The sequence below is a fragment of the Sphingopyxis sp. SCN 67-31 genome (assembly GCF_001725095.1).
Window position 1 is genome coordinate 1 of record NZ_MEFH01000155.1, and the last position, 12971, is coordinate 12971.

The window sequence follows — 12971 nt, forward strand, 5'->3', positions numbered from 1 at the left end:
TAGAGCGCGAAGCTGAGCCCGCCGAAGGCCGCGCCGAACAGCAGCAGCAGGCCGCCCCCCGGTGCCGCGGCGAGCGCCACGCTCACCGCCAGTGCAAGCGCAAAACAGGCGATGATGACGCGGCGGCGATCATAGCGGTCGGAGAGGCGGCCCAGCGGCCATTGCAGCGCCACGCCGCCCAGGATCACCGTCATCATGAAAGTGGCGATCGCGCCGAGCCCCAGGCCGATGCCGCGTGCATAGATGGCGGCCAGGCCGTAGAAGGCGCCAAGGATCAGCCCGGTGATCGCCGCCCCCGCCAGCCCGAGCGGCGAGGCGGCAAATAGCCGCGCGAGGGGAAGATTGTCGGCTTCTCCCAAGGTCGGTGCGGTGCTGCGCGTGAGGCAGACCGGCAGGATGGCGAGCGAAATGAGGATCGAGGCGATCTGGAAGGGTACGGCCGGCGTTGCCGCGCCGGTGCTCAGGAAAAGCTGTCCGATGGCCTGTCCCGAATAGAGGGCGACCATATAGGCGGCGAGGATACCGCCGCGCGTCTCGGGTTCGGCGCGGTCGTTGAGCCAGCTTTCGACGCAGATGAACATGCCTGCGACGCACACGCCGTCGACCAGCCGCAGCAAGGCCCACAGCAGCGGGTGCTGGACCAGCGCATAGGTGAGCGTGCTCGCCGAAAGCAGCGCGACGAAGGCGGCAAAGGCGCGGATATGCCCGACGCGGCGGACGATCGCGCCGGCGCGCAAGGCGCCGAGCGTCAATCCGCCGAAATAGGCGGTGGCGACCAGCCCGATCAGGATCGTGTCGCTGCCCGCCCGCTCGAGCCGCAGGCCGATCAGCGTCGACAAGAAGCCGCTGCCCGCCATCATCACGAAGATGGCGAGCAGCAGGCTGCGAACGGGAGCAAGGGTGGCGAGCATCGGGAGGGTGCGGGTGCCGCGCGTCAGGCGGCGCGGCGCCCTTCTGCCCCGCCGGCATCCTCTTCGACCAACGTGCGATGCAGCGCGCGGACGGCAGGATCGAAATCGCGGCTTTCGACGATGAACTGGACATCGACGTTACGGATCTGATGCTGCATCGCGATCATCGCGACACCGGCGTCGTCGAGCGCGCGCAGCGCATCGGGCACCAGCCCCGGCCGCGCGATGTCGCTGCCGATCACCGACACCATTGCGACCGGATGCGCCGATATCGCGGCGTCGGGATATTGTTTTTGCAGATCGGCGATCACCTTCTTCACCGCGCCGGCGCTGGCCGACAGATAGTGGGTGATGGTGTTGGCATTCGACGCCTTGCTGACGATCCACAGGCCGTGACGCGTCAGCACGTCGAGGATCGCGGCATCATAGCCCTTCACTCCGACCATATCCTGTTCGAAGAATTGCAGCGCCTGCATCTGGCGGATGCCGGTGACGATCTCGACCCGCGGCACGTCGGAGACATAGGTGCCGGTGACGAGCGTGCCGCCATCTTCGCGGTCGAAGGTGTTGCGCACGCGCAGCGGAATGTCGGTCTGCCTGAGGCCGCGTCCGGCGCCCGGATGGATCGCCTCCATGCCCAGATTGGCGAGCTGGTCGGCGACATCGTAATTGGTGCGACCGATCTTGCGCGCTTTATCCTCGCCGACCAGCTTGGGATCGGCGCTCGACAGGTGGAATTCCTTGTGGATGATCGCTTCGCGCGCGCCGGTCAGCACCGCGATGCGTGAGAAGGTCATTTCGGTATAGCCGCGCGCAAAGCGTTTCACCATGCCGCCCTGGCAGCCGGCATAGCCGGTGACGATCGGCAGCGTCGTCGCCAGATCGATGTTGGCAAAGGCCTCGGTGATCCGCTCGTCGAGCGTACGCAGATCCTCCTGATCCCAAGGGGTCAGATCGACGAAGCGCGCGTTGACGTCGCGATCGCGCAGCAGCAGCGCGGTGCTGTGGGCGCTGTGCGCTTCGCCCAGCCCGGCGAGCAATTCGCGGGCGGTGACGAGCTGTTCCTTGACGCAGAAGCGGCCGTGGCTGCGCAGCCGCGCCAGATCGTCGAGGCAGGCGGCGACCGCATCGAGTCGCATGTCGACGAAGGCATCGGCCTCGTCGCGGCTCTCGCGGCGCGCGAACATCGCTTCGTTGCGCGCGTGCATCGCACCGCGCACCGCCTCCATCGCGCGGCGCCAGCCATCGCTGTCCTCGTCGTCGGCGACGAAGCGCCCGAACACGCCGGGTTCGCCGGTCTTCTTGTCTTCGAGCAGCAGATTGGTGATCCCGGCATAGGCCGACACCACGAAAATGCGATTGTAAAGATCGGCGCCCGAGCGGCCGGCGATCAGCACATTGTCGAACAATGTCGCGGTCGCCGCCATCGACGTGCCGCCGATCTTTTCGACGCTGTGTCCACCCTTTTTGACGTCCTGTGTCATGCCGCAATCCTTTCGGTCAGCGGGCCCGCCTCGATGGCGAGCGGTTCGGGGGCGCCGCGATGCGCGAGGAACCAGGGGCGCGGCTTGTCGACCCCGAACGGCTTTTCGAGCCGGTTGCTCACCGCATTATAGACGAGGAAGGCATTCGCGCGCGGGAAGGGGGTGATGTTGCCGTTCGACCCGTGCATCAGGTTGCAGTCGAACAGGATCACGGTTCCCGGCGCGCCGGTCGGCGCAACGATACCGTGATCATGCGCCAGTTCGGCGAGGCTGTCCTCGTCGGGAACGCCATATTCCTGGCGCTTCAGCGACTGGCGATAATGGTCGTCGGGCGTTTCGCCGACGCAGGTCAGATAGGTGCGATGCGACCCCGGAATGACCATCAGCGGGCCATTGTGCGGCGTGTTCTCGGCGAGCAGAACCGACATCGAAAGCGCGCGCATCCGCGGCATGCCGTCCTCGACATGCCAGGTTTCGAAATCGCTGTGCCAGTAGAATTCCTTGCCCTTGAAGCCGGGTTTGTAGTTGAGGCGCGACTGGTGGATGTAAACCTCGTCGCCGAGCAGGAAGCGCGCGACCCCCGCCAGCCGCTCGTCGGCAGCAAGCCGCGCCATGATCGCGCTCTGGTTGTGAATGTCGAAGATCGACCGGATTTCGCGGCTCTGCGGCTCGGTGACGATCGTTTCCTCGTCGAGCGCGTCGGGATCAGCGAGCAGCTTGCCCGCGGCGCGCTGCAAATAGGTCACTTCCTCGTCGTCGAAGAGGTTCTCGAGCAGCAGATAGCCGTCGCGATCGAAGGCCTCCGCCTGCTCGCGGCTGATCGGTGCGTCGGGCGTCCACGCGCTGCGGACGACCGGGTCGAGCCGCGGCCGCATTTCTGGCGCGGCCGCGTGACGCGATGGGTAGATGTCGGTCATGGGACTTCCCCCTGTTGATATGGGTTTTACGCTGCGGGCGCGGCCTCGCGCGCCGGCTCGCTCGCCATGTCGGCCTCGGCCGGATAGGCGCCGCTTGCGTCATGCACTTCCTTGCCGGTGACCGGCGGATTGAAGGCGCAGGCGGTCAGTATGTCGGTTTCGGGACGCACGATGTGGCGGTCGTGCTTGTCGAGCGCATACATCACGCCGGGTTCGAGCCGATGGATTTCGCCGCTGTCCAGATCCTCGATCGTCCCCGTGCCCTTGAGCACGAACACCGCCTCGAGGTGGTTCTGGTAATGCATTTTGAGTTCGCTGCCCGCGAACATGGTGGTGACGTGGAAGGAAAAGCCCATCCCGTCATCCTTGAGCAGCATGCGCGCACTGGCCCAGCCGTTCGAGCGGACGTTGCGGTCGGATTTGCGGATCTGGTCGAGATTGCGGATGATCATGGTCGGTCTCCTGTCTTCATTCGGCGGCGACGGCGTAATCGTCGGCCATCGCTTCGCGGATCTTGGTTTCGAGAATGTCGAGCCCTGCCGAGAGCAGCGCGTCATCGATGACGAGCGGCGCGAGCACCTTGACGATTTCGTCGTGCGCGCCGCTGGTTTCGATGATGAGGCCGGCGTCGAAGCAGGCGGCGGTGATCGCCCCGGCGCGTTCTCCCGACCCGACGTTGATGCCGCGCATCATCCCGCGGCCGCGCGTTTCGAAGCCATGTTCGGCGGCGATGCGCGCGAGCCGCTCTTCGAGCAGCGCCCCGCGGCGGCGCACATCGTCGGCGAAAGCGTCGCTGCTCCAGAAATGGCCGAGCGCGGCGGTCGCGGTGACGAAGGCGTGGTTGTTGCCGCGGAACGTCCCATTATGTTCGCCGGGCGACCATTGGTCGAGCTCGGGGCGGAAAAGGGTCAGCGCGAAGGGCAGGCCCATGCCCGACAGCGATTTGGCAAGCGTGACGATGTCGGGGGTGAAGCCCATTTCCTCGAAGCTGAAGAAGCTTCCCGTGCGGCCACAGCCCGCCTGAATGTCGTCGACGATCAGCAGCGCGCCGTGGCGCTTTGCGATGTCGGCGATCTTGCGCAGCCATTCGGGCGAGGCAGCGTTGAGGCCGCCTTCGCCCTGCACCGTTTCGACCAGGATCGCGGCGGGGGCGTCGAGGCCGCTCGACGGATCGGCCAGCCGCTGGTCGAGCAGTTCGGCGGTGTCGACCTCGGGGCCGAAATAGCCGTCATAGGGTTCGTGCGCGACATGGGCGAGCGGGACGCCCGCGCCGCCGCGCTTGGCGGCATTGCCGGTGCAGGCAAGCGCGCCGAGCGTCATACCGTGAAAGCCGTTGGTGAAGGCGATAACCAGTTCGCGACCCGTCACCTTGCGCGCGAGCTTGATCGCTGCCTCGACCGCGTTGGTGCCCGTCGGGCCGGTGAACATGACGCGATAGTCGAGTGCGCGCGGCTTCAGGATCACATCCTCGAACGTGTCGAGAAAGGCGGCCTTGGCATCGGTGTGCAGGTCGAGCCCGTGGGCGATGCCGTCGGCGGCGATATAATCGAGCAGTGCCTGCTTCAAAATCGGATGGTTGTGACCATAGTTGAGCGTCGAACAGCCCGACAGGAAGTCGAGATAGCGACCGCCCTGATCGTCGTGCATCCATACGCCTTCGGCCTTGCCGAACTGACGCGGCATCGCGCGGGCATAGCTGCGGACCACCGATTCGCGGCGTTCGTAAATGCTCCGGTCGGGAATGGACCCGGACGGTTTGGGTGCGTTGATCATGTGAATACCCCTATTCTGCCTGTGTCATTGTGCCTGAGTCATTCAGGCGATGTCGTATCGGTCGGTGTCGTATCGATGGCGAATGGCCCGATGCGGGCTTGAAACTCGCTGGGATGGACGCCCGCGAAATGGGCGTCGCGCTCGAAGACGATACTGCGGTCGAGCGTCGTATCGTGGCGCCGGGCAAGGCCGTGGAACAGCGCCCACGACGCCGCATTGTCGGCGGTGATCGTCGCCAGAACGTGCGTCACGCCCGCCTGCGCCGGCCGCGTGAGCAGTTCGTCGAGCATACGGCTGGCGAGCCCCTGGCCGCGCCCTTCGGGCGCGACCGCGACCTGCCAGACGAAGAAGGCGCTTGGTTCGGCGGGCGGGCGATGCCCCGAAATCCAACCGAGAATGCGACCGCCGCGTTCGGCGATGATGCAATTGTCAGCGAAATGGGTGCACTGGATCAGATTGAAGTAGCGCGAATTGCGGTCGAGCGGCGGGCAGGCCGCGATCAGCGCGGTGATCGCCGGCCCGTCGGTAGCGACCGGCTTGCGAAATTGCAGCGACGCGGCGGGTCGGCCGCGATTCCTTTGTGGATGGTGCCGTGTCCCGTTCCTGTGGCCGGTCAAATATCTTTCATCTCCTGAAATAATGCCAAGCGCATATTCGAGCCACCCGGCCCGGTATGCCGCGAAATATAGGATGTTCACCGCCTCGTTCAACCCCGCGGCGACCATAATGTTTCATGATCTGAAATAAAATTCCGCATCAGAGCGAGGGCGACTTTGCAATTGGCGCCCTCTGCGGGCGCGGCTAACAAGGCGGGATGGAGTCCGAAATTGCCAACGCCACCCTGCGCGCGCTGCGGCGCATCCTGCGCGCGACCGAGACGGGCAGCCGCAAGCTGGGCGCGGCGACCGGCCTGACGCCGTCGCAGCTGCTCGTGCTGCGCGATGTGGCGGGGGCGCAGGGCGCCACGCCGGGGCAGGTCGCACAGCGCCTGCAATTCAGCCACGCGACGATCACCGCCATCGTCGACCGGCTGGTTGCCATGGAGCTGGTGACGCGGACGCGAAGCGAGCGCGACAAGCGACAGATGCTGCTGACCGCGACCGACGCGGGTCAGCGCCGCGTCGCCGAGGCGCCCGATATGCTGCAACAGATATTCGCCGACCGCTTCGCCGCGTTGCCCGCATGGGAACAGGCGATGATCCTGGCCGCGACCGAGCGGCTGGCGATCGTGCTCGGCGCCGCCGACATCGACGCCGCGCCGTTACTCGATACGGGCGCGATCGATCGCGCCTAGCGCACTTATTTCCGGATCGATCTTTGCCCTACCGCCGCAGCGCGGCGATGCAGCTGTCGACATTCGCGTCGCGCCCGTCGGGGGTGCGCGCGTCGACATGGGTGGCAAGCGCCTCGGCGCCTGAGCGCTGGGCGTAATAGTAAACATCCAATATGCACGCCGACCCGGCGAATTGCAGCTTGCGACCCGCGCCCTCGCTGACGTCGAGCCGCGGCTTGCCGAACAGGCGCAGCGCGCTGTTGGCATCGCGCCCGACGAGCGCATTATTCTGGGTGACACGCGGCGGGTTGAGCGGCGCCGGGGCACTGCTTGTCGGCGGCGGCGTCACGCGCGGCACCGCGGTGGCGGCGCAGCCGCCGAGCATCAGCGAAAGGCCGGCGAGTGCGGCCAAATTGGTGGTGCGGGTCAAGCCGGTTCCCCTTTATCTGTCTGCCCGGCGCAGATGGAGCATGTGGACGGCCATAGCCGCGCTCGCGATGGGCGCCAACAGATTGGCGACGGGAACCAGAAAGCTTGCGGCGGACAGCAGGCCGAGCGACCAGCGCGCGCGCCGCTCGAGGCGTGGCCGGCCGGGATGGCGCGCGAGGACCATCGCCTCGAGATCGCGGCCGAGCAGCAGCGCGTTGACGAAGAGGGCGAGGATCGGCGTGCCGATTCCCGTCACCAGGAGGAGGACATAAAAGGGCAGCGCGGCAAGATTGCCAAGGATCAGGCGCGCGAGCGATGCGAGCGCGAGGGCGACCGACTGCCGCCAGCCGACATCGACCGCGCCTGCCGCGGCGGCGGGATAGTGGCGCCCCTCGACATCGGCGACGATGGCGTCGGCGAACAGCCCGACGACAACAATCGCGACGGCGCGAAACAAGAGCCAGCTCCCCGCGATCAGCAGCAGCAGGATCAGCACGCTCGCCATGTCGATCCCCGCCGCGCCCAGCCACTGCCAATGCGCGAGCGCCCAGCGCGCCCCAGCCAGAAGCGCCGCGCCCGCCGCAATGAACAGCAGCAGGGTGAGGGCAAGGCTGATCGCCAGGATGCGCAGCACCCGCGGGCTCGACAGGTCGCCGATGGCGAGGAACAGGGCTTGGACGGCACGGGCCATGCGTCCGAATGGCGCGGCGGGCGCTGCGTCGTCAAGCGTCGCGCTTGCCTTGGCGCGCGCGGCCCCCTAAGGCGCGCGGCATATTTTCCCACGCATCACAGGATTTTTCATGGCCTCCACCGCCCGTTTCGAAGTCGTTGCGATCGGCAATGCGATCGTCGATGTCATTGCCCGCGCCGACGACGCGCTGATCGAGGCCGAGGGCCTGACCAAAGGGTCGATGCGCCTCATCGATGCCGAAGAGGCGGGGCGCCTGTATGCGGCGATGGGTCCGGCGATCGAAATGTCGGGCGGATCGGCAGCGAACACGCTCGCCGGCATGGCCGCGCTCGGCCGCCGCTGCGCCTTCATCGGCCAGGTTGCCGACGACCAGCTCGGAAGCGTCTTCACGCACGACCTGCGCGCGCTCGGCGTCGCCTATGAAACCCCGGCGCTCAAGGAAGGCGCGCCGACCGCGCGCTGCCTGATCCTCGTCACGCCCGACGGCCAGCGGACGATGAACACCTTCCTCGGCGCAAGCCATCTGCTCGAACAGGCGATGATCGCCGAAGACTGGATCGCCGACGCCGACATCCTCTATCTCGAGGGCTATCTGTGGGATCCGCCGCTGTCGCGCGCCGCGATGCGCCGCGCGATCGACGTCGCACGCGGCGCCGGCCGCAAGGTTGCCTTCACCCTGTCCGACGCCTTCATCATCGACCGCCACGGCGATGATTTCCGCGCGCTGATCGGCGAGGGACTGTTCGACATATTGTTCGCCAACGAGGTCGAGATCTGCGCGCTCGCCGGAACGCAGGACTTCGAAGCCGCCGTCGCGGCGATCGCGCCGCGCGTGCCGCTGCTCGTCGTGACGCGCAGCGAAAAAGGCGCGATCGCGGTCGCGAACGGTGAGCGCGTTGCGGTCGGCGCCGAGCCGATCGAGACGGTCGTCGACACCACGGGCGCCGGCGACCTGTTCGCCGCGGGCTTCCTTGCGGGCCAGGCCGAGGGCCGCTCGCTCGCCGATTGCCTGACGATGGGTGCGGTGTGTGCGCGCGAAATCATCGCGCAGGTCGGCCCGCGCGCGCAGACCGATCTCAAAGCCGAAGTCGCCGCGCGGCTCGGCTGACGCGCCGGATCAGCTTGCCGGCGCGGCCGTTTCGGGCTGCTTGCGGAACAGCGCGCGGTCGGCCGGGCCGAAGCCGCGCGTCCAGATCAGCCACGCATAGATGCCGAGGATGAAGGGGACGCCGATCAGCAGCTCGGCCCATTCGGGCATCTGCGTCGCGCCCCAGCCGAGAACCGTCGCCCCGGCGGTGGCCCAGACGAGCGCCCAGCGCAGGCTGTTGACGGGCGCCCCGAGAATACGCGCGAGCAGCCGCGCCTTCACCACCGACGCGAAGCCGAGCGCGAGCATCAGCGCGAGCGCGACCGCGCCGGCATAGGCGATCGGCGGCAACCCCATCGATTTGGCGGTGAGGATCAGCGCGACGCTGAGCACCGCCTGCAGTGCGAGCGTCGCGATGCTGATGAGCAGATTGCGGTGGCGCGCGACATAGACGAGCGCGGCTTCGCTCACCACCGCCGTCGCCGCCACGACCTCCGCCGCGAGCAGGAAGGCGAGTGCGACATTGCCCTCGACGAATTGCGGGCCGACGAGGCCCATCACCGCTTCGCCCGGAATGCCGAGCGCAAGCGCGATTCCTGCTTGCGCCGCGATGATCCAGAAGCCGACCTGGCTGACCTGCGCGGCGACCGCGGCGAGGCGGTTCTCCGCCAGATTGCGGGTGATGACGGGGCCGAGGATCGGCTCGAAGCTGGTCTTGAGCTTCTGCGGCAGCGAGGCAACCTGCTGCGCCATGTAATAGATGCCGTAGATCGCGGGCGAGGTGAACTGGCCGAGGATGAACAGGTCGAGCCGGCGGGTCCCCCATTCGATCGCATCGGCAGCGGCGAGCGGCGCGTTGCGGCGCGCGAGAGAGATGAGCTGCGCGGGATGCGGGCGCCAGACGCCGGGGCCGCCATAGTGGCGAATCATCGGAATGAGCGCGGTGAAGAAGGTCGCGATCATCGCGGCGGCGTAGGAAAGGATCAACCCGTCGCGCAGCGAATAGAAGGCGAAGCCGAACGCGGCGGCGCTGATCGCCCAGGGTTCGACGATCGAACGCGCGCGGACCGTGGCGCCGATGTCGTAGCGATAGGCGCAGGCCGCGAGTGCGATGTCGGCACCCGCGATCGCGAAAACGGTGATCGCCACCCAGCGATCCCAGCCGTCGATATCGCCCGAGGGGAACATGAGCTGCGGAAAGGCGAAGAGAATCGCCGAGCCGAACGCCGAGGCGAGGAAGGCGACGAACATGCCGTCCCACACGATATGACGATGATCGGCGCCCGGCTTGCTGAGCTGTTCGGCGAGGCCGCGCTTGAGCCCGAGCGTCGCAAGCTGCGCGATCAGCTCGATGACGAGCACGGCAAAGGCGAAGCGGCCGACCGCTTCGGGGCCATACCAGCGACCGGCGAAATAGAGAAAGGGCAGGCGCGCGACGAGGCGCAGGATGAAGCCGAAGAAATTGGTGCGGCCGCCCCTGGCGAGCGCGGCGGTGTCGGCATCCTGCCCGGCCGGGTCGGCCACGGTGGATGCGGAAGGGGGCGCGGCTGCGCTGTCCGACTGGCTCAAGCCTGGCGCCCCTTCTGCTGCTCCCCTGTGCGCTGTTTAGCGCGCGGAAAAGGGCGAGGCAATCCGGGCAATCCAGGCAATCGGCAGCGGTGCATCATCGGCCCTCGGGTCGCAGCGGGCGGCTGAGCAGGGCCTGAATGGCGTCGGCAACGCGCGTTTCGCCCGCGACGAGCCGCGCCACCGCGTCGGTGATCGGCATGTCGATCGCATCGGCGCGTGCGGCGGCGGCGATCACCGGGGCGCTGAACGCGCCTTCGGCAACGGTGCGGCGGTCGGCCATCAGGGCCGCTGCGCTCTCGCCGCGCCCCAGCCCTTGGCCGAGCGCGAAATTGCGCGAATTGGACGAGGTGCAGGTAAGGACGAGATCGCCGAGCCCGGCGAGTCCGGCGAGCGTTTCGGCCTGCGCCCCGCGCGCGAGCCCGAAGCGCGTCATCTCGGCAAAGCCGCGGCTGATCAGCGCAGCGCGCGCGTTGAGCCCCAGCCCGGCCCCGTCGACGATGCCGCAGGCGATGGCGAGGACATTCTTGATCGCGCCGCCGATTTCGGCGCCGATCATGTCGGTCGACACATAAGGACGAAAATGCGGGCGGGCGAGCGCGCGGGCGAGCGCCTCGGCGAGCGCGGGGTTTTCGGCCGCCAGCGTGATCGCGGTCGGCAGCCCCGCTGCGACCTCGTGCGCGAAGGTCGGCCCCGACAGCACGGCGAAGCCGCGGCCGGGAAAGATTTCGCGCGCGATGTCGATCGGAAAGTCAAAGCTGCCCGCCTCCATCCCCTTGCTGCAGAAGATCAGCGGCGCATCGCCTGCGGGCAGCGCCGCGAGCACGGCGCGCAGATAGGGCACCGGCACGACGACGAGCAGCGCGTCGAGTCCCGACAGCGTGCCAAGGTCGCTCGTTGCCGTGAGCGAAGGCGACAGCGCCGCACCGGGCAGGAACAGTGGATTGCGATGCTCGGCGTTGATCGCCGCCACGACGTCTTCCTCGCGCGCCCACAGGCGCACCGGTGCGCCCTCGGCGGCGAGAAGCTGGGCGAGTGCCGTGCCCCAGGCGCCGCCACCGACGACGCCGAACTTTTCAAATGACGTCATGCAGTCGCGCGTCATGCCTTTACTCCGGCGCCGCGCACGGTTTCGGCGGCGGGATCGAGCGGCCAGCGCGGCCGCGCCGCCGTGTCGAGCGGATCGCTGAGCCCCGCGGCGAAGCGCTCGACGCCCGCCCAGGCGATCATCGCGCCATTGTCGGTGCAGAGCCACAGCGGCGGCGCGACAAAGGGCTTGTCGAACGCGGCGGCGAGGCCGGTGAGCGCGGCGCGGATTGCGCCATTGGCAGCGACGCCGCCCGCGACGACAAAGGCGGTCGCTTCGGGGCAGGCGGCGAGTGCGATGCGGCTGCGATCGATCAGGCAGTCGACGACCGCCTGCTGGAAAGACGCGGCTACGTCTGCGGGGCGGTGCGCGCCCGATGCGACCGCGCGCGCCACGGCGCTCTTGAGACCGGCGAAGGAGAAATGCGGTTCGGCGCTACCGACCAGCGGGCGGGGGAGCGGCACCGCATGCGGATCGCCGTCCGCCGCAAGCCGTTCGACCGCCGGACCGCCCGGATAGCCGAGCCCGAGCAGCTTTGCGGTCTTGTCGAAGGCCTCGCCCGCAGCGTCGTCGATCGTGGTGGCAAGCCGCCGATAATCGTCGACACCGCGCACGAGCAGAAGCTGGCAGTGCCCGCCGGAGACGAGCAGCAGCAGATAGGGAAAGCGAAGGTCGGGGTCGGCGAGCCGCGGGCTGAGCGCATGGCCTTCGAGATGGTTGATCGCGATCAGCGGCTTGCCCGCCGCATGGGCGAGCGCCTTGCCGGTGACCAGCCCGACCATGACGCCGCCGATCAGCCCGGGGCCGGCGGTCGCGGCGATGGCATCGACATCGGCGAGCGTCACCCCGGCATCGGCGAGCACGCCTTCGACGATCGGGGCGAGGCGGTCGACATGCGCGCGCGCCGCGATTTCGGGAACGACGCCGCCATAGGGCCGGTGCTCGGCCTCCTGTCCCGCGACCCGATGCGCGAGGATGCGCCGGTCGTCGGTGACGAGCGCTGCCGCGGTTTCGTCGCAGCTCGATTCGAGGCCAAGGATGAGAGACATAATGTTGCGCCCCCTTACCCGTGCCAGGGGGGCGGGGGCAAGCGGCGGACTTCCGCTTCCCACGCCCGACCGCCCGCTCCGCCTCGGTACGCGCGCCTCGCCGCTTGCAATGGCGCAGGCCAATATGGCCGCCGCGGCGCTGATCGCCGCCTATGGCATCGCGCCCGAGGCGATCGAAATCGTTCCGATGACCGCCACCGGCGACAAGATCCAGGACCGCGCGCTCGCCGAGGTAGGCGGCAAGGCGCTGTGGACGCGCGAGCTCGACGCGGCGCTCGACGGTGGGCGGATCGACATCGCCGTGCACAGTCTGAAGGATGTCGAGACGCTGCGTGATCCGCGCTTCGCGCTCGGCGCCATGCTCGAGCGCGCCGACCCGCGCGACCGGCTGGTGGTTCGCGACGGGATCGCGGCGGCGGCGATCGCCGACCTGCCGCACGGCGCGCGGCTGGGTACGAGCAGCCCGCGCCGCGCCGCGCAGGTCCGCCGCCTGCGTCCTGACCTCGAAACGACGCTGCTGCGCGGCAATGTCGCGACGCGGCTCGGCAAGCTGGCGGCGGGGGAGGTCGATGCGACCCTGCTCGCCGCGGCGGGGCTCGAACGCCTCGGCATGCATGCGGTCGGAACCGTGCAGCCGGCGGAGATACTCTTGCCCGCCGCGTCGCAGGGCGCGATCGGTATCGAATGCCGCGCCGACGATGCGG

The 12971-nt window shown here is 68.2% G+C and carries 14 protein-coding genes; 3 read left to right on the forward strand and 11 right to left on the reverse strand.

From position 1 onward, the window contains the following. From ABS88_RS22285 to ectA, 6 genes are all read right to left on the reverse strand, one after another. On the reverse strand, nt 1-911 hold a 911-nt coding region (locus ABS88_RS22285), incomplete at its 3' end, for an MFS transporter (RefSeq protein WP_286750619.1). Between the two features lie 23 nt (nt 912-934). Then, nucleotides 935-2395, reverse strand: a complete 1461-nt coding sequence (locus ABS88_RS22290) for an aspartate kinase (protein WP_286750620.1) — start codon at nt 2393-2395, stop codon at nt 935-937. Beyond that, nucleotides 2392-3312, reverse strand: coding sequence for an ectoine hydroxylase (thpD, locus tag ABS88_RS22295; RefSeq protein ID WP_263587976.1), 921 nt, complete (start codon nt 3310-3312; stop codon nt 2392-2394). Before thpD ends, ABS88_RS22290 begins: the two co-directional genes overlap by 4 nt. A 26-nt stretch (nt 3313-3338) precedes the next feature. Next, nucleotides 3339-3764, reverse strand: coding sequence for an ectoine synthase (locus ABS88_RS22300; RefSeq protein WP_058810862.1), 426 nt, complete (start codon nt 3762-3764; stop codon nt 3339-3341). Nucleotides 3765-3780: 16 nt separating this feature from the next. Continuing rightward, on the reverse strand, nt 3781-5085 hold the full coding sequence (gene ectB, locus ABS88_RS22305; protein WP_058810863.1) for a diaminobutyrate--2-oxoglutarate transaminase: 1305 nt from the start codon (nt 5083-5085) through the stop codon (nt 3781-3783). 38 nt (nt 5086-5123) lie between these two features. Beyond that, nucleotides 5124-5636: a diaminobutyrate acetyltransferase gene (ectA, locus tag ABS88_RS22310; RefSeq protein ID WP_081611148.1), complete on the reverse strand. Its 513-nt coding sequence runs from the start codon at nt 5634-5636 to the stop codon at nt 5124-5126. Between the two features lie 263 nt (nt 5637-5899). On the opposite strand from ectA, the gene ABS88_RS22315 reads away from it, so the two are divergent. Further along, a complete protein-coding gene (locus ABS88_RS22315) occupies nt 5900-6379 on the forward strand; it encodes a MarR family winged helix-turn-helix transcriptional regulator (RefSeq protein WP_003042359.1) in 480 nt (159 codons plus the stop codon). A 28-nt stretch (nt 6380-6407) separates the two neighbouring features. Here ABS88_RS22315 and ABS88_RS22320 read toward each other — a convergent pair whose 3' ends face one another. Together ABS88_RS22320 and ABS88_RS22325 are read right to left on the reverse strand one after the other, a co-directional pair. Further along, on the reverse strand, nt 6408-6788 hold the full coding sequence (locus ABS88_RS22320) for a hypothetical protein (RefSeq protein ID WP_058810865.1): 381 nt from the start codon (nt 6786-6788) through the stop codon (nt 6408-6410). 12 nt (nt 6789-6800) lie between these two features. Next, nucleotides 6801-7478: an EI24 domain-containing protein gene (locus ABS88_RS22325; RefSeq protein WP_286750621.1), complete on the reverse strand. Its 678-nt coding sequence runs from the start codon at nt 7476-7478 to the stop codon at nt 6801-6803. Nucleotides 7479-7587: 109 nt separating this feature from the next. Here ABS88_RS22325 and ABS88_RS22330 point away from each other — a divergent pair, with 109 nt between their 5' ends. Next, complete coding sequence (locus ABS88_RS22330; RefSeq protein ID WP_186401440.1) at nt 7588-8586, forward strand: adenosine kinase; 999 nt, start codon at nt 7588-7590, stop codon at nt 8584-8586. A 9-nt stretch (nt 8587-8595) separates the two neighbouring features. Here the strand turns inward: ABS88_RS22330 and ABS88_RS22335 are convergent, their stop codons facing one another. The 3 genes from ABS88_RS22335 to tsaD all read right to left on the reverse strand — a co-directional run bounded on the left by ABS88_RS22335 (nt 8596) and on the right by tsaD (nt 12267). Beyond that, nucleotides 8596-10134, reverse strand: a complete 1539-nt coding sequence (locus ABS88_RS22335; protein ID WP_003042368.1) for a lipopolysaccharide biosynthesis protein — start codon at nt 10132-10134, stop codon at nt 8596-8598. 94 nt (nt 10135-10228) lie between these two features. Next, nucleotides 10229-11221 carry an NAD(P)H-dependent glycerol-3-phosphate dehydrogenase gene (locus ABS88_RS22340; RefSeq protein WP_286750622.1) on the reverse strand — a complete coding sequence of 331 codons (993 nt, stop codon included), beginning with the start codon at nt 11219-11221 and terminating at the stop codon, nt 10229-10231. An 11-nt stretch (nt 11222-11232) separates the two neighbouring features. After that, nucleotides 11233-12267, reverse strand: a complete 1035-nt coding sequence (gene tsaD, locus ABS88_RS22345; protein ID WP_003042375.1) for a tRNA (adenosine(37)-N6)-threonylcarbamoyltransferase complex transferase subunit TsaD — start codon at nt 12265-12267, stop codon at nt 11233-11235. A 1-nt stretch (nt 12268) separates the two neighbouring features. Here tsaD and hemC point away from each other — a divergent pair. Beyond that, nucleotides 12269-12971 (forward strand): hydroxymethylbilane synthase (gene hemC / locus ABS88_RS22350; RefSeq protein WP_286750623.1); only part of this gene is annotated, 703 nt, incomplete at its 3' end.

Bases quoted from the DNA above. Each gene is read 5' to 3' on its own strand.
- ABS88_RS22290 (WP_286750620.1), bottom strand. From the start codon at position 2,395: ATGACACAGGACGTCAAAAAGGGTGGACACAGCGTCGAAAAGATCGGC.
- thpD (WP_263587976.1), bottom strand. From the start codon at position 3,312: ATGACCGACATCTACCCATCGCGTCACGCGGCCGCGCCAGAAATGCGG.
- ABS88_RS22300 (WP_058810862.1), bottom strand. From the start codon at position 3,764: ATGATCATCCGCAATCTCGACCAGATCCGCAAATCCGACCGCAACGTC.
- ectB (WP_058810863.1), bottom strand. From the start codon at position 5,085: ATGATCAACGCACCCAAACCGTCCGGGTCCATTCCCGACCGGAGCATT.
- ABS88_RS22315 (WP_003042359.1), top strand. From the start codon at position 5,900: ATGGAGTCCGAAATTGCCAACGCCACCCTGCGCGCGCTGCGGCGCATC.
- ABS88_RS22325 (WP_286750621.1), bottom strand. From the start codon at position 7,478: ATGGCCCGTGCCGTCCAAGCCCTGTTCCTCGCCATCGGCGACCTGTCG.
- ABS88_RS22330 (WP_186401440.1), top strand. From the start codon at position 7,588: ATGGCCTCCACCGCCCGTTTCGAAGTCGTTGCGATCGGCAATGCGATC.
- ABS88_RS22340 (WP_286750622.1), bottom strand. From the start codon at position 11,221: ATGACGTCATTTGAAAAGTTCGGCGTCGTCGGTGGCGGCGCCTGGGGC.
- tsaD (WP_003042375.1), bottom strand. From the start codon at position 12,267: ATGTCTCTCATCCTTGGCCTCGAATCGAGCTGCGACGAAACCGCGGCA.